Source organism: Pseudomonas sp. BF-B-15, from assembly GCF_019946675.1.
GTDB lineage: Bacteria > Pseudomonadota > Gammaproteobacteria > Pseudomonadales > Pseudomonadaceae > Aquipseudomonas > Aquipseudomonas migulae.
The window spans coordinates 20,514-39,976 of sequence record NZ_JAGYFZ010000053.1; the positions used below are offsets into that span (position 1 = coordinate 20,514).

Here is a 19,463-nt window from a genome sequence, read left to right on the forward strand (position 1 = left end):
GCTCATTCGTTGCGCACAAGCCCTTATTCCAACGCACCAAGCCTGACCATCGCGCAACAAAATGCTGAAAACGCAACGATGGTGCGTTTGACGCCGCGATTTTCGAGCAATCGTGCGCCCCCTGAGCATTAGCATCGTTTTATCCCACCTGCTTGTCAGGCAAGGGCTGCGCTCCACCCGCCGAAAACAATAAAAACGGAGAAAGCATGACTAACGCCATCTCACCCCCAATCGCAGCTTTTAGTTTGGTACTGCCCCACCACTTAACCGATGGGAGTTTCACGATGAACAGTGCTCAAGAAAGTCGAGTTGACCGCCGTATCATTTCAAAGGCCGGTCGTTTTCTTATCGTTGGCGCAGCCAGTCTTATCTTCAGCCTCGGCATTACCGGCGCAGCGAGTGCAGCCAGCCTGGCAGAGATAAACACTCGCGGCACACTTAACGTTGCAACCGAAGACAGTTATTACCCTTTCGAATTTATAAAGGACGGTGAGTCCGAAGGATTCCATAAGGACGTTATCGCGGAGCTGCGCAAGTACGCTCAATTCAAAGTGAATCAGGACATCATGCCCTGGACCGGCCTGCTGGCGGGTATCACCTCCGGGAAGTACGACGCCGCCATCACTGGCGCCGGTGTTACGGAGGAGCGCCTGGGCGCCTTTGACTTCGTGGCACCGGTCGCCCCTGAGGTCTCGCATTACATCAAGCGCGCAAACGATGACCGCATCAAAAGCGTCTCGGACCTTTCCGGGTTGATCGTCGGCGTGCAGGCCGGTGGTGCGCAACTGGCCCGATTGACGCAGCTGGATGCAAAGCTCAAAGCCTCCGGCGGTTCCATTGGCAAGATCGTGCAGTACCAATCCTACCCGGAGGCGTATGCCGACCTGGCGAATCACCGGCTCGACTACGTTGTGAACTCGATCGTGCCCGCCAACATGCTGGTGAAGGAACGTCCACAGGTGTTCGCCGTTGGCGAGGCCACTTCAAGCATGGGCTACATCGCCTGGCCAGTGGCCAAGGGCAACAAGGAGCTCCTCGATTACCTGAGTGGTTTTGTGAACCACTTGCGTGACACCGGCAAGCTCGCCGAACTACAGAAAAAATGGCTCGGACAATCGTTCGATGACCTGCCCCGCGAGCCAATTACCTCTGCGCCACAGTTCACTCAACTGACCGCGAAATAACCTGAGAGCCGCTATCGTTGGCGCAAGAAGTGTCAGCGATGGTCAGGTCAGTAGATCGTTCTTTTGACCCGGCAGGTAGCCGACGGCCAAAAGACTTGTTCGAAGGATGTTTTCAATGCAAAGCAGTGACTGGATCACGCTTGTGTACGCGGCCTGGACGACCATTTGGGTGTCCGGCATTTCTATCGTGCTCGGCATCATTCTGGGGCTTGTCGTTGCCATGTTGCGGGCGGCAAAAATCCCGGTCTTGAGCCAGGCCCTCGCTGTCTATGTCAGTTTGATCAGAGCGACACCGATGGTCACGCTGGTGCTGTTTCTGTTTGTGATTGCGCCCTCCATCGGCTGGGAAGTTGACGCCCGGGTGGTGGCCATTGCCGCCATGACCCTCAACACCACGGCGTTCAACGCCGAGATCTGGCGCAGCGCCCTGACCAGTTTCTCGCGCGAACAACTGGAAGCGGCAAAAGCCGCCGGCATGACCACGGGGCTGACACTTCGCCGCATCATGCTCCCGCAGATGTTGACCACCAGCCTTCCCGGGCTTGTGAACGAAATGTCCCTGTTGGTCAAAAGCAGTCCTGCGATCGCCATGATCGGCATTGTGGACCTGACGCGCGTGACGAATCGGATCGCGGCCGTCACTTACGATCCGCTTCCTCCCATCCTCGCGGCGGGCCTGCTTTACATCGTGATCATCGGTGGACTTGTCCGCTTCCAGAGAATTGCAGACTCGCGCGCCAAGCGCCTGGCCATGTAGGGGCTCCCATGAACGGAATTAAAATGCTGTGGGACAACCTGGACGTGTTCGCGGCCGGGCTGCAGAACACACTCATACTCTTTGGCGTGTCGTCTGCCTGCTCATTTATGTTGGCCTGCGTTATCGCTTTCCTGCTGGAAGGACAGGACAACCTGTTTCGACGGCTTGTTCGCTGGGCGTTGGACCTGATGCGAATGCTGCCCTTCCTGATCTTCCTGTACCTCCTTTACTACGGGCTTCCCAACCTGGGTATCAGCCTGGATGTATGGTCGGCGGGTTTCATTGCCCTGATTACGTATCACGGTGCTTATTTCGCCGAGATCCTGCGGGCGGCGAGAACCGCGCTGCCCGCAGGCCAGGCGGAAGCGGCTTATGCCCACGGCTTCGTCAACTCGAACATGTACTGGAGGATTCTCCTCCCGCAAATGGTGATGCGTTCCGGGCCGCTCTTTGGCAACCAATTGGTCTGCCTGCTGAAGGACACCGCCTTCCTGTCGATCATCACTTTGATGGATCTGACGGCTGCGGCCTCTGCTGTACAAGCCAAATATTTTGTTCCGTTGCCGCCCTTCATATTCGTGATCGCACTGTATTGGTCCATCACCCTGTTGGTTGAGGCATTACTTCGTCGCCTGGGTCGCCGAGCGCAGAAAAGAGGATTGGTCCATGAATAAGTCCGCCCCGGTCGTTGAAATCCGCGACCTGCATAAACACTTCGCCGGCATTGAGGTGCTTCGCGGCATCAACCTCAAGGTCGAGCGAGGACAGACTGTCAGCATTCTGGGCTCTTCCGGCTCAGGCAAATCCACCATGTTGCGTTGCATCAACTGGCTGGAAGTGCCTGATACCGGTGAAATCTACATCGGCGGTGATCGCATGGGCGTTAAAAGTGGCGGCGGCAAAGCCATGTCCAATCGCGAACTGGCGGCGATGCGTGCAAGAACCGCCATGGTATTCCAGAGCTTCAATCTCTGGCCCCATCTGACGGTGCTTCAGAATGTCACCGAGGCGCCCATTCACGTCATGGGTGTCAGTCGCAAAGAGGCCAATGATCAGGCGGTTGCGCTGCTGGAGAAAGTCGGCCTGTCGCACAAGCACGATGCTTATCCCTGGTCGTTGTCAGGAGGCCAACGGCAGCGGGTTGCCATTGCGCGAGCCTTGGCGATGAACCCGCAAGTCATCTTGTTCGATGAGCCGACGTCTGCGCTCGATCCAGAACTGGTCGGGGAAGTCCTGGCGGTGATGCGCTCACTGGCCGAGGACGGTTTCACGATGGTCATCGTGACCCATGAAATGGAATTTGCCCGCGCCGTCTCCAACGAGGTCGTGTTCATTGAAAAAGGACAGATCATTGAAAGAGCGGCACCGGAAAAATTCTTTACCAACTCAGACAGTGAACGCGTTCGCCAGTTTTTAGGGCGCTACAGAACGACCACGGCATGACTGCCCCTGAAACTCGCCAAAACGCGCACGCCTTTTCTCCAGCGTTACAAGGAACCGCTATGTTTTTCGCTAACCCACGCGCCTCTCGCAGCACCTACCCAAAACACCTTCAGGACATCATGAGTGTCGACGCGGCCCATGAGTCACGAGACTGGCTATCGAGTTGGGAACACCTGAACCAAAAGGCGACACCGCTGTGGGAACTTCCGGGCATGGCTGAAGAACTCGGCGTGGCCGGGTTCTGGGTCAAGGACGAATCGACACGTTCACCCCTGGGCAGCTTCAAGGCACTCGGCGCACCGATCGCGCTGATCAGGCTGATTCTGCGGCTGATGCCCCATGAATCCTTTGATCCCAAAGGGCTCATCACCGGCCAATATCGGCAGCGCCTGCATGATTTCACGGTCATCAGTGCCACTGACGGCAATCACGGGCGAGCCCTGGCGGCTGCGGCACAAAGCGTCGGCTGCCAATGCGTCATCGTTTTGCATGCCAACGTGAGTACGGAGCGCGAGGCGGCCATTGCCGCGTATGGCGCCCGCATCATCCGGGTTGAAGGTAACTACGACGAGTCGGTGGAACATACCGCCGCCGTGGCAGAACAAAACGGTTGGCCGGTGGTGTCGGACACCTCGTATGAGGGTTATGAGATCGTCCCTCGCGATGTGATGCAAGGCTACGGCACCATCGCCGCCGAGTTGATTGAGCAAACCACGGGCAAGGCCCAGGCGACCTGCCCTTTCACCCACGTGTTCCTGCAAGGGGGGGTGGGAGGCATGGCAGCGGGCATCAGCAGTTACCTCTGGGAAATTTACCAGGAACAGCGTCCCGTCTTCGTCATGGTCGAACCCCGGCAAGCGGATTGCCTGTACCAAAGTGCGGTTCAGGGCCTGCCCGCCAAAGCAACAGGCTCGGTTGACTCGGTCATGGCTGGCCTGGCCTGCGGCGAAACCTCTCCCCTCGCCTGGCGATTCCTCGAACCGTGCGTAGATTTCTTTATGACCATCAGCGACGACGACGCCGTGTCTGCCATGCAGCAGCTGGCTCACGGCAGTCCGACCGACATTCCTGTGGTGGCCGGTGAGTCGGCGGTGGCCGGCCTGGCAGCGCTTCAAATCCTGCTACGCGATTCGGCGACCGCCAAAACGGTCGGCATCGACCGAGACTCCCGAGTGCTCATCATCAGTACCGAGGGTGCGACGGCCCCGTCGGTCTACGAGCGTCTGGTGGGTGAATCCGCGCAAGCGGTCACTGCCCGTCAGCACCAATGGCAGCTACAAAAAAATGTGTGATCAACAGAACGCAGGAGCCCATGCAGTGATCGACGACCACGAGTTTCACGCGCAGCTGGTCAGCTGGCGTCACCACCTCCATCAACACCCTGAGGTCGGTTTCGAAGAAATCCACACCTCCGACTACGTGGCTGATGCGCTCGCGTCGATGGGCCTTGAGGTGCATCGGGGCATTGGCGGCACAGGCCTGGTCGCCAGTTTGAAGGTCGGAGACAGTCCGGCGGTGGTGGGGCTTCGGGCCGACATGGATGCACTGCACATTCACGAAGATGCTCCGGGGCGGCATCACGCCTCGGTAACCGCAGGGAAAATGCATGCCTGCGGTCATGACGGCCACATGTCCATGATCCTCGGCGCCGCAAGGCTGTTGTCCACCGCTCGCGATTTCAACGGGACGGTACGCTTCATTTTCCAGCCCGCCGAAGAACACGGCTGTGGCGCCAAAGCGATGATCGCTGATGGCCTGTTTGATCGCTTCCCGGTGGATGCGATCTACGGCGCTCATAACATGCCGGGGTTGCCCGCCGGCACAATCGCGACGCGCTCTGGAGGGATCATGGCCAGTGAGGATAACTTCGTTATCCGGATCAAGGGCCAGGGCACGCACGCGGCACGACCGCACATGGGGGTTGACCCGATCGTCATCGCTTCCGAGGTGGTGCTGGCCCTGCAAACGGTGATTTCCCGCAACCTCGACCCGAGCGTTCCGGCCGTGATTTCCTGCACAGAGTTCATCACCGATGGCATCCGCAATGCGATTCCAACCCACGTCGTCATCAAGGGCGACACGCGCAGCTACGCGCCCGAAGTCCAGGCCATGCTGGAAAGGCGCATGCGAGAAATCTGCGAAGGCATTTGCAGGCTCCACGGCGCATCGTGCGAGTTCGAATACACCCATGAATTCGCGCCCACCGTGAACTGGGAAAAGTGCACCCCCATCGCTGTCGCGGCGGCGACCCGAATTGTTGGCCCGGACCGGGTGAATGCGGACATCCAGCCGATGATGATTTCAGAGGATTTCGGCGCGTTCCTGCAGGTCGTACCCGGCAATTTCGTGTTTATCGGCAACGGCGACACAGCGGATGAAGGGGGGACTCCGCTTCACAACGCCAGGTATGACTTCAACGACAATGTGCTGGCCACGGGGGCGCACTATTTCGCCGAAGTTGCCCGTACAGCACTCGCTGCGGAATAACCCGCCACAGAGCAGCACGCCAACGTGCTGCTCTGTGGCGGGTGGCTACGCGCTTCGACTGCCCTTGAACGCCTCACGCCGCGCCTGCCTCTCTGCGCGGTACGCCGCGCTCTGCTCACTGATCAACTCTTCGCGGCGCAACAGCTCACCGCAATGGGCGCACAGCGGCCCTAACCCGGCGGGCTCGCCACAGGTTTTGTGGGTGTACACCACCGCCAACCCTTCTTCCGGCGACTTGCACCAGGTTTCCCCCCAGGCGCGCAGTGCCAACACCACCGAGTAGAAGGCCTGCCCTTTCGCGGTGAGGTGATACTCGTAGCGCGGTGGCCGTTCGTTGTAGAGACGGCGTTCTACCAGGCCGTCGGCTTCCAGGTTTTTCAGGCGTGTAGCGACCATTTGCGGGGTGCCGCCGGTCTGCGCCTGGATCTCGTCATATCGATGACTTCCCATGAACAACTCACGCAGGACCAGCACGGTCCAGCGGTCGCCCACGACTGTCTCGGCCCGCGCAATCGGGCATAGAGTGTCGGGAGCAGCAATGTTGGTCGACATACGGGCTTGCCTCTTTCGCTGTAACTATGATTATCATATCAACAAGATGCCCAGGCAAGTCCCCGGCACCGATCACTCAACTTTTGTGGAGAACATCGTCATGTCGAACGCCCTTTATCCGCTCAACAGGACCGCCTATCTGCTGGTCGATCCGTACAACGATTTCCTCTCGGAAGACGGCAAGGTCTTTCCCCTGATCAAGCCGATCGCCGAGCAAGTCGGCCTGCTCGACAACCTGCGCACGCTCGACCGCACGGTTCGCGCCCTCGACATTCCGGTCGTCATCGTACCGCACCATCGCTGGGAACACGGTGACTACGAAGGCTGGGACCATCCAACGCCGACCCAGTGCAAGATCATGCACATGCACCACTTTGCACGCGGGGAATGGGGCGGCGAATGGCATCCGGATTTTGCGCCGAAGGACGGTGACATCGTCGTGCAGGAGCATTGGGGTTCGAGTGGTTTCGCCAACACCGACCTGGATTTTCGCCTCAAGCAAAAAGGCATCACCCACGTGATCATCGTCGGTCTGCTGGCCAACACCTGCATCGAAGCGACCGCCCGTTATGCATCGGAAATGGGTTACCACGTCACCCTGGTGCGCGATGCGACCGCCGCCTTCCGCCCGGAAATGATGCACGCCGCCCACGAGCTGAACGGCCCCACGTTTGCCCATTCGATTGTGACCACGGACGAACTCGTCGCCGCCCTCGCAGGGCAGGAATAACCGATGATGAAACTGACAGGAAACCTGATCATCGGGACCCACGATGTCGCGGCCACCGAAGGAACGATGAAAGCGCTCAACCCCGCGACCAACACGTTGATCGAACCGGATTTTGCCCTCGGCGGCGTCGCGCAAGTCCACCAGGCGGCAACGCTCGCCGACGAAGCGTTCGACAGTTACAGCCATACGTCACTCGCACGGCGCGCAGCGTTTCTCGAGAGCATTGCCGACAATCTCGAGGCCGTGCGCAAGGAGCTGGCGGCACGGGCCGCGCTCGAAACAGGTTTGCCAGAAGCTCAGCTTGAGGGCGAAGCGAGCAGAGCCGCCGTCCAGTTCCGTCAGTTCGCGGAGGTCGTGCGCAAAGGCCGCTTCCTGCAACTGGCCATCGATCCGGCACAACCTGATCGTCAGCCTCGCCCGCGCATGGACCATCGCCTGCAGAAAATGGCCATCGGCCCGGTGGCCATTTTCGGTGCGAGCAACTTTCCGATTGCCTATTCCGTGGCCGGTGGCGACACCGCTTCGGCATTGGCCGCCGGCGCGACCGTCATCCTCAAAGCGCACAACGCCCATCCGGGTGCTTCGGAAATCCAGGCACGGGCCATCCAGAAGGCCGTGCAGGAGCACGGGTTGCACGAGGGGGTCTTCTCGATGGTACGCGGCAGCGGCAACACCATCGGCGAAGCGCTGGTCGATCATCCTTTGATTAAAGCCGTGACGTTTACCGGTTCGGAACAAGGCGGCATGGCGCTGTATCGGCGTGCGCAACTGCGGCCCGATCCCATCCCGGTGTTTACCGAAATGACCAGCATCAACCCCACATTCATCCTGCCCGCAGCCCTGGCCGAGCGCGGCGCGCAGATCGGCGATGGCTTTATCGAGCGCATGCTGGTCAATGTCGGGCAAGCCTGCCTCAGGCCCGCTCTGCTGATCGCGATCAAAGGCGCCGGCCTTGAAGCGCTGCGCGCCGCCATGGTGCAGCGCGTCAGTGAGGCTGCAGCCCGCACGATGCTGACGCCGGGGATCCATGCGTCTTACCTGAACGGTCTCGCCGCGATGGAAAACGCCGGTGCGCAGCGCATCGCCGAAGGCACGGCCGCCAGCGCCGACGTTGACGGCCAATCGGCGTTACTGGAGGTCACCGGCCAACGTTTCCTCGAGGAAGCCACCCTGTCGCAGGAAGTCTTCGGACCATCGGCGCTGCTGGTGACCGTCGAGGACGAGGCTGAACTGCTCGCCATTGCCCGCTCGCTCAAAGGCCAACTCAGCGCCGCCCTGCACCCCGAAACAACTGACTTGCCACTGGCCCGGCGCTTGTTGCCGGTGCTGGAGCGCAGAACCGGACGCATCGTCGTCAACGCCTTCGCCCATCCGCAGGAGGTGACGCACGCCACTGTTCACGGCGGTCCGTTTCCGGCGACCTCGGACAGTCGCTTCACCTCGGTGGGCATGACGTCGATCGAACGCTTCCTGCGGCCGGTGGCTTACCAGGGTTTTCCGGACGCGCTGTTGCCTGAGGTATTGCGTGATTTCAACCCGTTGGGGCTGCCTCGGCTGGTGGACGGGCAATAGTTGTCAGCCAGACCGGAGATCAAGGATCAACCTGAGCCATGAGTTCAGGGATGGTTTCCTTGCGATTGGCATAGCGCTGCGCCAACACGGCGCAGACCATCAGTTGAATCTGGTGGAACAGCATCAACGGCAGGATCAACACACCCATGGTGCTGCCGGCGAACAGGACCTGGGCCATCGGCACGCCGGTGGCCAGGCTCTTCTTCGAACCACAGAACAGGATGGTGATGCGGTCTTCCTGATTGAAGCCGAACGCCTTGCCCAGCACGGTGGACGCCAGCAAGACCAACGCCAGCAAAATGCAGCAAGCGACCACCAGTCCGGCCAGTTCCCAGAGTGGTATCTGATGCCAGATCCCTTCGATCACCGCCTCGCTGAACGCGCCGTAAACCACCAACAGGATCGAGCCCTGGTCGACGAATTTCAGCCAGCTCTTGTTGCGCGCAACCCAGGCGCCGATCCAGCGTCGGGCGATCTGTCCGGCAATGAACGGCAGCAGCAGTTGCACGCTGATCTTCAGGATTGCATCGAGCGTCGAGCCGCCTTCGCCGTGCACATTCAGCAGTAAGGTCACCAGCAACGGCGTGAGGAAAATCCCGAACAGGCTGGAGGCCGCCGCACTGCAAATCGCCGCCGGAATATTCCCGCGCGCCAGGGACGTGAACGCAATCGCCGATTGCACCGTAGCGGGCAGCGCACAAAGGTAAAGCATGCCCATGTACAGGTCGGCACCGATCATCGGCGACAGCAAGGGTTTGAGCGCCAGCCCAAGCAAGGGGAACAGGACAAACGTCAGGCTGAACACCAGCAAATGCAGGCGCCAGTGGCCAGCCCCGGCGATGATCGATTCACGCGACAGTTTGGCGCCATGCAGGAAAAACAGCAGGGCAATGGCGATGTTGGTCAGCCAGCCAAAACCGACCGCGACCTGACCGCTGGCGGGCAGCAGGCTGGCGAGAATCACCACGCCGATCAGGGTCAGGGTGAAGTTGTCGGGTAAAAAACGGGGGCGAGTCATCGGTATAATCCGGCGGTGGCGAGGGGCGTGGGTCGACTCTAACGCGCCTGCCGATTACCGACTAACGCTAACAAGCCAGTAGATATCGCCTAACGGACATAACGTTGATGCGAATGTATTCATCAGCAAAAACAACGGGGGGCGGCAACTTCATGCGGACGCGGTACTCGACCATGACACAAATCAACTGTAGGAGCCGGCTTGCTGGCGAAGGCGTCCGTCCAGTCAATAAATAGTTGACTGACCCACCGCTATCGCCAGCAAGCCGGCTCCTACAGGGGAACGAGTACATCCGCAGAATCAGGTCGCCACCGCACAGGCTCAATCATCCTCATGCAACTTGATGCCCCTGGCATGCAGCAAATGCGGCACCACCAGCACCAGCAACGTCAACGCCAGAAACGCGGCGGAAATCGGCTGTGTCAGAAACACCGTCCAGTCGCCCTCGCTGATCGACAACGCGTTACGCAGTTGTTTCTCCGCCATCGGCCCCAGCAGCATACCCACGATCACCGGCGCGACGGGGAAGTCGAACCGACGCATCAACACCCCGCCCCACCCGATCGCCAGCATCAGCAACAGGTCGAAAGATGAGTGACGCATGCCATACACGCCGATGGTGGCGAACACCAGAATCCCGGCATTCAGATAAGGCCGGGGGATTTGCAGGAGTTTGACCCACAGCCCCACCAACGGCAGGTTCAGCACCAGCAGGATGACGTTGCCGATATACAGCGAAGCCACCAGGGTCCAGACCAGTGCACCCGAGGTTTCAAACAGCAGCGGCCCCGGTTGCAGGTTGTAGTTCTGGAACGCCGCCAACAGGATGGCTGCCGTGGCGGAAGTCGGGATACCAAGCGTCAGCAACGGCACCAACGAACCGGTGGCGCTTGCGTTGTTCGCCGCTTCAGGGCCGGCGACGCCCTCGATGGCGCCCTCGCCTTTGTTGGCGGCAAACTCTTTCGGATACTTGCTGAGTTTGCGCTCGGTCGAATAGGACAGGAACGTCGGAATCTCCGCACCACCAGCCGGAATCGAACCGAAAGGAAAACCGATCAGCGTCCCTCGCAGCCAGGCGGGAACCGAGCGTTTCCAGTCGGCGCGCGTCATCCACAACGAGGACATGCGGTGTCGACCGGAGGCCTCTTCTTTCTGATACAGCAGGCTGTACAACGCCTCGCCCACCGCAAACAGCCCGACCGCCACCAACACGACTTCGATGCCATCGACCAGTTCCGGTACGCCCAAGGTGTAACGAGCGATACCCGAGGTCGAGTCCAGCCCGATCAAACCGATGGTCAAGCCAATCCCCAGGGATGCAAAGCCGCGCAACATCGACGCCCCGAGCACCGCAGACACCGTCGTGAACGACAGCACCAGAATCGCGAAATACTCCGCAGGCCCGAACTTCAGTGCCAGTTTCGCCACAATGGGCGCAAACAAGGTCAGCAGAACCGTGGCAATAGTGCCTGCCACAAAGGACCCGATGGCCGCCGTGGCCAAGGCCGGCCCCGCTCGACCATTGCGGGCCATGAGGTTGCCTTCCAGGGCCGTGACCATGGAAGACGATTCCCCTGGGGTATTGAGCAAAATGGAGGTCGTGGAGCCGCCGAACTGAGCGCCGTAGTAGATGCCGGCGAACATGATCAGCGCGCCGGTGGGATCGACCTTCGCGGTAATGGGCAGCAACAGCGCCACGGTCAGCGCCGGCCCGATGCCCGGCAAGACGCCGATGGCGGTGCCGAGCAGGCAACCAATGAACCCCCACATCAGATTGATCGGCGTCAGGGCCGAGGAAAACCCCATTGCCAGGCTTGCGAGAATATCCACCCTGTTGATCTCCTGCGGCCTGAATCAGATCCAGGCGTTGACAAGCGGCGGAAGGGAAACCCCCAGCCCGGCATTGAACAGCCAATAAATCGGGAGCGTCAGGGCAATGCCTATGGCGAGATCGCGCAGCGGATGACGACTGCCGAAACCCCGCGCCGCCCTTGTTTTCGAAGGTGACGGATTTGGCCACATTGGCTTCAATCAAGGCTTTGCCCAGCACGCGTGCGGTCTGGTCATAACCGCCCCCCACGGAACCTGGGGCCATGAACTTGACGGTTTCCAGCGCAAAGGCAGGCGTTGTGAGCACAGCGGCAGTGACGACAACCGCGAGGCAAAGGGTGGATCGACGTAACGATGCGAACATGCGTTTTCTCCCGGGACTTTTGTTTTTATGGGGCGCCGGCTGAACGTCGCTCCGGGTATAAATCCGGATCGTTGAACAGCCATCTCGGGATAAGCGTAGGCCATGGTTGGAATGGCGGCATACAACAGTGAATCAGTTCATTTCAGGAAGACGCCTGCATGGACGTACGGCGTTGGCGCACGACGCGTTGCACGGACTCAAAGTGGTGGCCGTCGCGGTGGGAGTAGTTGCAGGGTTGCGCGATGGCTTTGAGCGTCGTTGACCGGAATTGACCCGCTGACACTGCCCCTTCCCTGACCTGCACATGTCAAGGAAAGGGCAATCACCCTCAAGTATTGGTTTTCAACTTGGTCCACAGACGCGTGCTCAACCGCGCAATCGCCGCCGGCAGTTCCTCGACGGTAAACAGCTTGTCCAGCACGCTCTTCGGCGGGTAGATCGCCAGGTCCTGCTTCACGGCCGGGGTCACATATTGATCCGCAGTGAGGTTGGGGTTGGCGTAGTGGATGCTGTTGCTGATGTTGGCAATAACTTGCGGCGTCAGCAGGTAGTTCATGTAGGCGTAGCCGTTTTTCTCGTGCGGCGCGCTTTTGGGCATGACCACCATGTCGAACCACAGGGTCGAGCCTTCATCAGGAATCGAGTAAGCGATGTCGATGCCGTTGTTCGCTTCCTTGGCGCTGGCGGCCGCCTGAACGATGTCGCCGTTGAAGCCGATCACCGCGCAGACATTGCCGTTCGCCAGGTCACTGATGTACTTGGACGCGTGGAAATACTGCACGTACGGCCTGATTTTCAGCAGCGCCTGCTCGGCTTTCTTGTAGTCCGCCGGTTCGTGGCTATGGGGCGGCAGGCCCAGGTAATTGAGGGTGATTGGCAGGATTTGCGTCGGGTTATCGATGATCGCCACGCCGCACTGGCTGAGTTTCTTGATGTTTTCTTCTTCAAAAAACAGCTTCCAGGAATGGGTGACATCGGTGTTGCCGAAGATCGCCTTGATCTTCTCGACGTTGTAACCGATCCCCGCCGTGCCCCACATGTATGGATAGCCGTACTGGTTGCCTGGGTCGTTCACTTCGAGTTTTTTCATCAGCGCCGGGTCCAGGTTTTTCCAGTTCGGCAACTGGCTCCGGTCGAGTTTCTGAATGGCCCCGGCCTTGATCAGGCGCGACAGGAAATGGTTCGAAGGGCTGACCACGTCGTAGCCGGTGTTGCCGGTCATCAACTTCGATTCCAGCACTTCGTTGCTGTCGTGGATGTCGTAAGTCGCCTTGATCCCGGTTGCCTGGGTGAAGCTGGTCAGGGTGTCTTCGGCGATGTAGCCGTTCCAGTTGGAAATATTGACGACTTCGTCGGCGTACGTGGCGGCCGACAACGTGGTCAGTACAACCATCAGGGGAATTGTGTTCGCGCGCATGTTCAATCACCTTATTGATGAGCTTTTGTTGTTTTTTGATCGCCGGGGTTTCTAGATTTCTGTTCTGGCCCTGACCGCCTCCACGCGCATGCGAAGCATGGCACCGATATCGAGCAAGGGCTTTGGCGGCAGCCAGCCCGGTTGCGCCCTGCGCATGACCGATTCGAGGATCGGCGAGCTGGTGCCCGAGGCCATTTCGGCGAGCAATCGCCCCCACAGCGTGCCGCGCGCGACACCCGAACCATTGCAGCCGGCCACCGCAAACACGCCCTCTTCGACCTTGCCGAAATAGGGTTGCCCGGTGCGCGAGGCGCTCAAATGTCCGGTCCAGGTGTACTGGATGTCCTGCTCGCGCAAAAACGGAAAGCGCCGTTGCAAGCCGAGCACATGGTGTTTGCGCCGATGCAGCAGTTCACTGTCGGTCAGGTCACGGGAGCGGTACTCCGCAGTGTTGCGGATCATCACGCGACGGTCCGGGGTCAGGCGCACCGTGGCGCCGAGCGGCCGGGTGGAGAGCACGCCCCACGGTTCGACGGCGCCGATGGACTGGAACTCTTCATCGCTGAGCGGCCGGGTAAGGCTGGCGCTGAGTTCCATCGGGAAGGTTCCGCTGTCCTCTATGCCCGACCGGGGAATGAACGCGTTCAGGCACACCAGGACTTGCGTCGCCTCGATACTGCCAGCGATGCCATTGGCGCGAATTCGTCCTTTGCCCAGACGCTCCAGGCCGGTGATGTCGGTGTTCTCGAACACGGTCACGTTGTCCGGCAGTGCATCCAGCAAGCCCTTCACGTATTTCGCCGGTTGCAGCAGCGCGTTGCCCTGACCGCACCAGATCGCGGCCTGGTAGTGCCGGGTGCCGAGTTTTTCGCTCAGCTGTTCACCTTGCAGAAATTCAGCAGAGGCGCCGACGGCGCGTAGCGTCGCCAGTTTGCCCTCGACATCGGTCAACTTGCCTGGGTCGCTGACCGCGAAGAAGTAACCGCAATCCCTGAAGTCGCATTCGATACCGTGACGGGCGATGCGTTGGCGCACTTCGTCGCTGGCAGCCCGTGAAATCGCGGTGTCCACTTCATAACCGGCAAACCCGTGGTTGCCGATCAACTCGTCCCTGGTCGGGTGTTCGTGGCCTACGACGAAGCCTGAGTTGCGCGCCGAAGCGCCCTGCGCCGCACGCTGCCGGTCGACGATCACGATCCGCGCCTGAGGGTGCAATTGCGCGAGCGAGTGCGCGGCACTCAGCCCGGTGATACCGGCACCGATAATCAGCCAGTCGGCTTTTACCGTGCCTTTGAGAGGACCGCGAGCGGCTGAACTTCCCGCCTGCGCAATCCAGCCACATTCATTGGTCATGCCTCACCTCATTGACTGTCATTCTGCGAGCGCATGCTGTAATCGCATGGACGTTTCCGGAAACGCTCGCCAGAGCTAGAATCTATAAGGCCTGTAGTGATACAACCAACGTTATAAAATCATCGAGCCATTCATAAAACGCATGGATAAAATTCGCCACGTTCCTTCGCTCCAGGCCTTGCAGGCGCTGGTGGAAGTCTCCGACTCGGGCAGCTTCACCCAAGCGGCCGCCAGGCTGTGCCTGACCCAAAGTGCGGTGAGCCGAAAGATTCAGCTGCTGGAAAGCCACTTTGGCGTGCCGATGTTTGCGCGGAACAGCCGCCATGTGCGACTGACGCCGGAAGGCGAACAGGTGTTGGCAACCGCACGAAATATCCTGGCGCAACTGAAAACCCTGGAGGACCGCCTCTCGCCACAGGAACGCCCCTTCCGCATCCGCATGCATGTGTCGCTGGCGGTTCGTTGGTTGCTGCCGAAGTTGAGCGAGTTTTATCGAAGTCATCCGCAGGTTTCGCTGTCGATCGAGACCGTGGCGACAGAAGTGGTGGAGCCGGCCATCGACAGTGATGCGTACATTCTCTATCTGCCCGAGCCGTCTGCTGATCCGGATAGCCTGACCTTGTTCAAGGAAGCGTTGGTGCCGGTGTGCGCGCCCGGGCTGGGCACCTCGACGCGGCCATTGGCAGCGGTGGAAGACCTGGTGAGTTTCCCGCTGTTGCATCGCTCGGCGGACCGCAATGATTGGGCTCAGTGGTTGTCGGCCAATGGCGGTAAATCGCTGGATGATTACCGGCACATCCCCTTCAACCTCGATGAACTGGCGCTGGACGCGGCGGCGAGAGGATTGGGTGTGGCGATGACGGATATGACGCTGGCAGGCGAGTCGATAGAGCGAGGGGTACTGGTTATCCCGTTTGGCCGGCCGTTGGCAACACGCGGTATTTACGCGTTGAATCTGCAACCTTCAGCCGTTGCTCATCCGGCTTGCGCGATGGTCCTGCAATGGTTTGCGCAGCAGGCCGAAAGGGAAGACCTTCAGCGTTAGGTGCTCCCACCGGCCCCATCGCCAGCAAGCCGGCTCCTACAGGTTTGCGGCGTTTGTACCGAATCCTTGCCGGCGATGGCGGCCGCAAGATCACCGCAAAACCCAATGGCCGTGCATTACAAACTTGTCATCGAGTTGTCAGCGTAGCCAGCACCCTCGCTTCCTAAAGTGGCGTCGTCAGTCACCCACACCGGGTGACGCCTCTCACTGATGATGACAAGGGTCGATACCATGAAACCATTGAACAAACTCTGCCTGATCGCCGCCAGCCTGCTGATGCTCGGCACCGGCTCCGCCATGGCCGGTGACATCGCGCCGGTCAAGGCCGACAACGTCGTGCTGGTACACGGTTCCTGGGCCGATGGCTCGAGCTGGGCGGACGTGATTGCGCGGTTGCAGGCCGCCGGATTGCACGTCACCGCCGTTCAAAACCCGTTGACCTCGGTCGCCGATGACGTCGCCGCCACCCAACGTGTACTCAACCAACAGGACGGCCCGACGGTGTTGGTCGGCCACTCCTACGCCGGCACCGTGGTCAGTGAAGCCGGGGTCAATCCAAAGGTCAGCTCGCTGGTCTACGTCGCGGCCCGCGCCCCGGACGCCGGGGAAGATTTCGTCGCCCTGTCAGCCAAATACCCGACCATGCCCGTGCGAGCCGGCACCGAAGAACACGACGGTTTCGTCAGCCTGAAACAGGATGCCTTCCTCAAATATTTCGCCAGCGACGTGCCCCACGACAAGGCGATGCAACTGTTCGCCGTGCAGCAGCCGATTGCCAAAACCCTATTCACTGATCGCACCACCGCAGCCGCCTGGCACAGCAAACCGTCGTGGTACGCGGTCTCCAGCCTCGACCAGACCATCAACCCGGACCTCGAACGCTTCCTCGCCAAACGCATGGGCGCGACCACCATCGAGCTGCCGTCGAGCCATTTGTCGCTGGTTTCCCATTCCAAAGAAATCGCCGACCTGATCCTCGAAGCCTCCGGCCGCCAGCCATAACGCCAGGCCCGGTTTCATTACAACTTTGTCATTGAACTGTTGGTCGGCTGTCCGGATCGCCTGGTTAACCTGAACTCACTGTCAGGCCATTCCCGGCAGCCAACCTGAATAGAGAGACACCTCATGAAAATGTTAATCCTCGGTTTCGCCGCCCTCCTCGCCACCGGCTCGGCGTTTGCCGATACGCAGACCACTGCGCCGGTGATCCACGACAAGACCGGTTTCTTCGTGCACATGGACGTCGCCAAAGTCCTCGCCAGTACCGACATCTCGCAGCAATGCGGCGTGATCCCGGCGCGACTCGACTACCTCGACCACCAGGGTCGCGAGCACGTCCTCGATTACCAGGTCAACGGCACGGGCTGCACCAACGATCATTGATCCGGCTACACTGGCGCCAATTGGCTGAGGCACAAACCCCATGAATATCCTGGTAGTCGAAGACGAACCCAAGGCAGGCAATTACCTGCTCAACGGCCTGCAGGAGCTCGGTTACTCCGTCAGCCTGGCGCGGGACGGCATCGATGGCCTGCACCTGGCTCTGGAGCACGATTTCGATGTCATCGTGCTGGACGTGATGATGCCGAAAATGGATGGCTGGGAGGTTCTGCGCCGCTTGCGCAAGGAAGCCGACACGCCGGTGTTGTTTCTCACCGCGCGGGATGACATCGCCGACCGCATCAAGGGCCTGGAACTGGGCGCCGACGATTACCTGATCAAGCCTTTTTCCTTCGCCGAACTGGTGGCGCGCCTGCGCACCCTGACCCGCCGCGGCCCCACCCGCGAAGAAGAACAACTGCAGGTGGACGACCTGCAGATCGACGTGCTCAAGCGCCGCATCACCCGCGCAGGCGTGAAGATCACCCTGACCAACAAGGAATTCGCCCTGCTGCATTTGTTTGCCACGCATCAAGGCCAGGTCTTGTCGCGCTCGATGATCGCGTCACGGGTCTGGGACATGAATTTCGACAGTGACACCAACGTCGTCGACGTCGCCGTGCGGCGCTTGCGCCTGAAAATCGACGACCCGTTCCAGCTCAAGCTGATCCACAGCGTGCGCGGTATCGGCTACCGCTTCGACACCCAGGCATGAGTCGCCTTCGCCATTCCCTGACACTGCGCCTGGCGCTGGTGTTTGCCCTGCTCGCGTTTGTCTCGCTGACCCTGTTGGGCGTGGCGCTGTACCGCGACCTGGAGCGCGAGCTGATCCGCCGCGACGACGCGGCCCTGGTGAACCGCATCGATCAACTGCGCACCTTCCTCAACGACAGCAATACGCTGGAGCTGATCAGGACCAAACCGGCGCTGTTTCAGAACATGCTGGGCAATCGCGAAGCCCTGCTGACCATTGGCGCCGCCGGACAAAAGCCGCTGCTGGTGGTCAATCCCGGCAACCTCGCCTTGCCATCGCTGGCACCGGTGTCGATGGACCATCCGTTGAGCCTGGCCGATGTGCAGCACTATCCCGGCGTGGACGGCGTCCCTTTCGCGGCCGTCGCGGCGACCATCGAATCCGACGATATGGGCAGCTTGCAGGTGGTCACCGGACGCCTGATGACCGAGCGCACCGCCGTGCTCGTCCGCTACCGCCTCAACGTGTACCTGTTCGCCAGCGTGGCGGCGATTCTGCTGGCGCTGTCCGGCTATCTGCTGGTGCATCGTGGCTTGCTGCCCGTGCGACGCCTGGCCCGGCATGCCCACGGCATCGGCGTCGGCAACCTCACCGAGCGCCTCGATGGCCAGGGCGCGCCACGGGAGCTGCTGCCGATGATCGACGCGCTCAATGCAATGCTCGACCGTTTGGGCAAGGGCTTCGTGCAACTGGGTCAGGTCTCGACCGACATGGCCCATGAATTGCGCACGCCGATCAACAACCTGCTCGGCGAAACCCAGGTTGCGTTGCAGCAGAACCGCAGCGTCGAGGCCTATCAGCAACTGCTCGCCTCCAACGTCGAAGAGCTTGAGCGTCTGGCGCGGATGCTCGACAACATGCTGTTTCTGGCGCGTACCGACCCGGCCAGTGCCCTGAGCCAACGCCAGGAGCTGGATGCCGCTGACGAAATGGAACGTATGGCCGACTATTTTGAAGGGCTGGCGGCGGATGTCGGGATCAGCATCGATGCCCAGGGCAGCGGCGTGATCTGGGCTGAGCCGATGCTGCTGCGCCGTGCGTTGGCCAACCTGTGCGCCAATGCCATCAAATATGGCGCGGCGCATTCTGAGCTGGTCATTCGCGCCATACCTTCGGCTGAGGGTATCCGGGTGATCGTGCGTAACGTTGGCCAGACCATCCCTGCCGAGCACCTGCCCCGGCTGTTTGAACGCTTTTACCGGGTTGACGAATCCCGCGAGCGTTCGGCTCATTCCAATGGTTTGGGGCTGTCGATCGTGGCGACGATCATGCAGTTGCATAACGGGGCTTACAGTGTGAGCAGCAGTGAGGGGGTGACGTGTTTTGAGTTGTTTTTTCCGGGGCGGCGGGTGGGTGAGTGAGGTTTGGTGTTTTTTGCGGTTGGTGTGAATATCCGTTTTTTTGGTGATGGCGGCTGGCGGTTTCGCCCTTACGGCGAGTCACTTGGAAGAGCCCCAAGTAACCAAGGGCTCTTGCCCCTTTCGTTCGGTGCCTCGCTGTCGCTCGGCATGCCCTCGCTCCGGTCCTGCTCCGTGGGCCCGCCGCCATCGGCCATCCATGGCCGGGGGCGGCTAACC

Annotated in this window: 18 protein-coding genes and 2 pseudogenes; 13 read left to right on the forward strand and 7 right to left on the reverse strand. The window is 60.4% G+C overall.

The window, feature by feature from the left end; translation table 11 throughout:
• Window positions 1-206 precede the first annotated feature (206 nt).
• The 6 genes from KGA97_RS17735 to KGA97_RS17760 all read left to right on the forward strand — a co-directional run bounded on the left by KGA97_RS17735 (window position 207) and on the right by KGA97_RS17760 (window position 5,871).
• Entirely contained in the window at window positions 207-1,184 is a 978-nt protein-coding gene (locus tag KGA97_RS17735; RefSeq protein ID WP_223414155.1) for a transporter substrate-binding domain-containing protein, read from the forward strand.
• Window positions 1,185-1,299: 115 nt separating this feature from the next.
• A complete protein-coding gene (locus KGA97_RS17740) occupies window positions 1,300-1,941 on the forward strand; it encodes an amino acid ABC transporter permease (RefSeq protein ID WP_207286397.1) in 642 nt (213 codons plus the stop codon).
• An 8-nt stretch (window positions 1,942-1,949) separates the two neighbouring features.
• Complete coding sequence (locus KGA97_RS17745) at window positions 1,950-2,615, forward strand: amino acid ABC transporter permease (RefSeq protein WP_008032420.1); 666 nt, start codon at window positions 1,950-1,952, stop codon at window positions 2,613-2,615.
• Window positions 2,608-3,384, forward strand: coding sequence for an amino acid ABC transporter ATP-binding protein (locus tag KGA97_RS17750; protein WP_008032422.1), 777 nt, complete (start codon window positions 2,608-2,610; stop codon window positions 3,382-3,384). The genes KGA97_RS17745 and KGA97_RS17750 overlap by 8 nt, the downstream gene beginning before the upstream one ends.
• 59 nt (window positions 3,385-3,443) lie before the next feature.
• Window positions 3,444-4,676, forward strand: coding sequence for a diaminopropionate ammonia-lyase (locus tag KGA97_RS17755; protein WP_223481176.1), 1,233 nt, complete (start codon window positions 3,444-3,446; stop codon window positions 4,674-4,676).
• A 25-nt stretch (window positions 4,677-4,701) separates the two neighbouring features.
• Window positions 4,702-5,871 (forward strand): M20 aminoacylase family protein, encoded by a 1,170-nt coding sequence (locus tag KGA97_RS17760; RefSeq protein ID WP_223481177.1) that lies wholly within the window; start codon window positions 4,702-4,704, stop codon window positions 5,869-5,871.
• Between the two features lie 45 nt (window positions 5,872-5,916).
• Here KGA97_RS17760 and KGA97_RS17765 read toward each other — a convergent pair whose 3' ends face one another.
• Complete coding sequence (locus tag KGA97_RS17765; protein ID WP_008042728.1) at window positions 5,917-6,423, reverse strand: winged helix-turn-helix transcriptional regulator; 507 nt, start codon at window positions 6,421-6,423, stop codon at window positions 5,917-5,919.
• A gap of 100 nt (window positions 6,424-6,523) precedes the next feature.
• Here KGA97_RS17765 and KGA97_RS17770 point away from each other — a divergent pair, with 100 nt between their 5' ends.
• The gene (locus tag KGA97_RS17770; RefSeq protein ID WP_223481178.1) at window positions 6,524-7,153 is read left to right on the forward strand and encodes an isochorismatase family cysteine hydrolase; all 630 of its coding nucleotides are present in this window, start codon (window positions 6,524-6,526) and stop codon (window positions 7,151-7,153) included.
• 6 nt (window positions 7,154-7,159) lie between these two features.
• Window positions 7,160-8,725, forward strand: coding sequence for an aldehyde dehydrogenase (NADP(+)) (locus KGA97_RS17775; protein WP_223481185.1), 1,566 nt, complete (start codon window positions 7,160-7,162; stop codon window positions 8,723-8,725).
• 19 nt (window positions 8,726-8,744) lie between these two features.
• On the opposite strand, the gene KGA97_RS17780 is transcribed toward KGA97_RS17775, so the two are convergent.
• From KGA97_RS17780 to KGA97_RS17805, 6 genes and pseudogenes are all read right to left on the reverse strand, one after another.
• Window positions 8,745-9,743, reverse strand: coding sequence for a bile acid:sodium symporter family protein (locus tag KGA97_RS17780; RefSeq protein ID WP_008032437.1), 999 nt, complete (start codon window positions 9,741-9,743; stop codon window positions 8,745-8,747).
• Between the two features lie 321 nt (window positions 9,744-10,064).
• A complete protein-coding gene (locus KGA97_RS17785; protein WP_223481179.1) occupies window positions 10,065-11,573 on the reverse strand; it encodes a tripartite tricarboxylate transporter permease in 1,509 nt (502 codons plus the stop codon).
• Between the two features lie 24 nt (window positions 11,574-11,597).
• Window positions 11,598-11,732, reverse strand: a pseudogene (locus tag KGA97_RS17790) (tripartite tricarboxylate transporter TctB family protein); the annotation flags it as partial.
• A pseudogene (locus KGA97_RS17795) lies at window positions 11,722-11,937 on the reverse strand (tripartite tricarboxylate transporter substrate binding protein); the annotation flags it as partial. The pseudogenes KGA97_RS17790 and KGA97_RS17795, both read right to left, overlap by 11 nt.
• A gap of 328 nt (window positions 11,938-12,265) precedes the next feature.
• Entirely contained in the window at window positions 12,266-13,354 is a 1,089-nt protein-coding gene (locus KGA97_RS17800; protein ID WP_223481180.1) for a polyamine ABC transporter substrate-binding protein, read from the reverse strand.
• 51 nt (window positions 13,355-13,405) lie between these two features.
• The gene (locus KGA97_RS17805; RefSeq protein WP_223481181.1) at window positions 13,406-14,707 is read right to left on the reverse strand and encodes an NAD(P)/FAD-dependent oxidoreductase; all 1,302 of its coding nucleotides are present in this window, start codon (window positions 14,705-14,707) and stop codon (window positions 13,406-13,408) included.
• Between the two features lie 142 nt (window positions 14,708-14,849).
• On the opposite strand from KGA97_RS17805, the gene KGA97_RS17810 reads away from it, so the two are divergent.
• From KGA97_RS17810 to KGA97_RS17830, 5 genes are all read left to right on the forward strand, one after another.
• Window positions 14,850-15,752 carry a LysR family transcriptional regulator gene (locus tag KGA97_RS17810; protein ID WP_223481182.1) on the forward strand — a complete coding sequence of 301 codons (903 nt, stop codon included), beginning with the start codon at window positions 14,850-14,852 and terminating at the stop codon, window positions 15,750-15,752.
• 231 nt (window positions 15,753-15,983) lie between these two features.
• Window positions 15,984-16,754 (forward strand): alpha/beta hydrolase, encoded by a 771-nt coding sequence (locus tag KGA97_RS17815; protein WP_223481183.1) that lies wholly within the window; start codon window positions 15,984-15,986, stop codon window positions 16,752-16,754.
• A gap of 123 nt (window positions 16,755-16,877) precedes the next feature.
• Window positions 16,878-17,135 carry a DUF2790 domain-containing protein gene (locus tag KGA97_RS17820; protein ID WP_008032450.1) on the forward strand — a complete coding sequence of 86 codons (258 nt, stop codon included), beginning with the start codon at window positions 16,878-16,880 and terminating at the stop codon, window positions 17,133-17,135.
• Between the two features lie 40 nt (window positions 17,136-17,175).
• Entirely contained in the window at window positions 17,176-17,847 is a 672-nt protein-coding gene (locus tag KGA97_RS17825) for a heavy metal response regulator transcription factor (protein ID WP_008043704.1), read from the forward strand.
• On the forward strand, window positions 17,844-19,247 hold the full coding sequence (locus KGA97_RS17830) for a heavy metal sensor histidine kinase (protein ID WP_223481184.1): 1,404 nt from the start codon (window positions 17,844-17,846) through the stop codon (window positions 19,245-19,247). Before KGA97_RS17825 ends, KGA97_RS17830 begins: the two co-directional genes overlap by 4 nt.
• The last annotated feature ends 216 nt before the right edge of the window (window positions 19,248-19,463 follow it).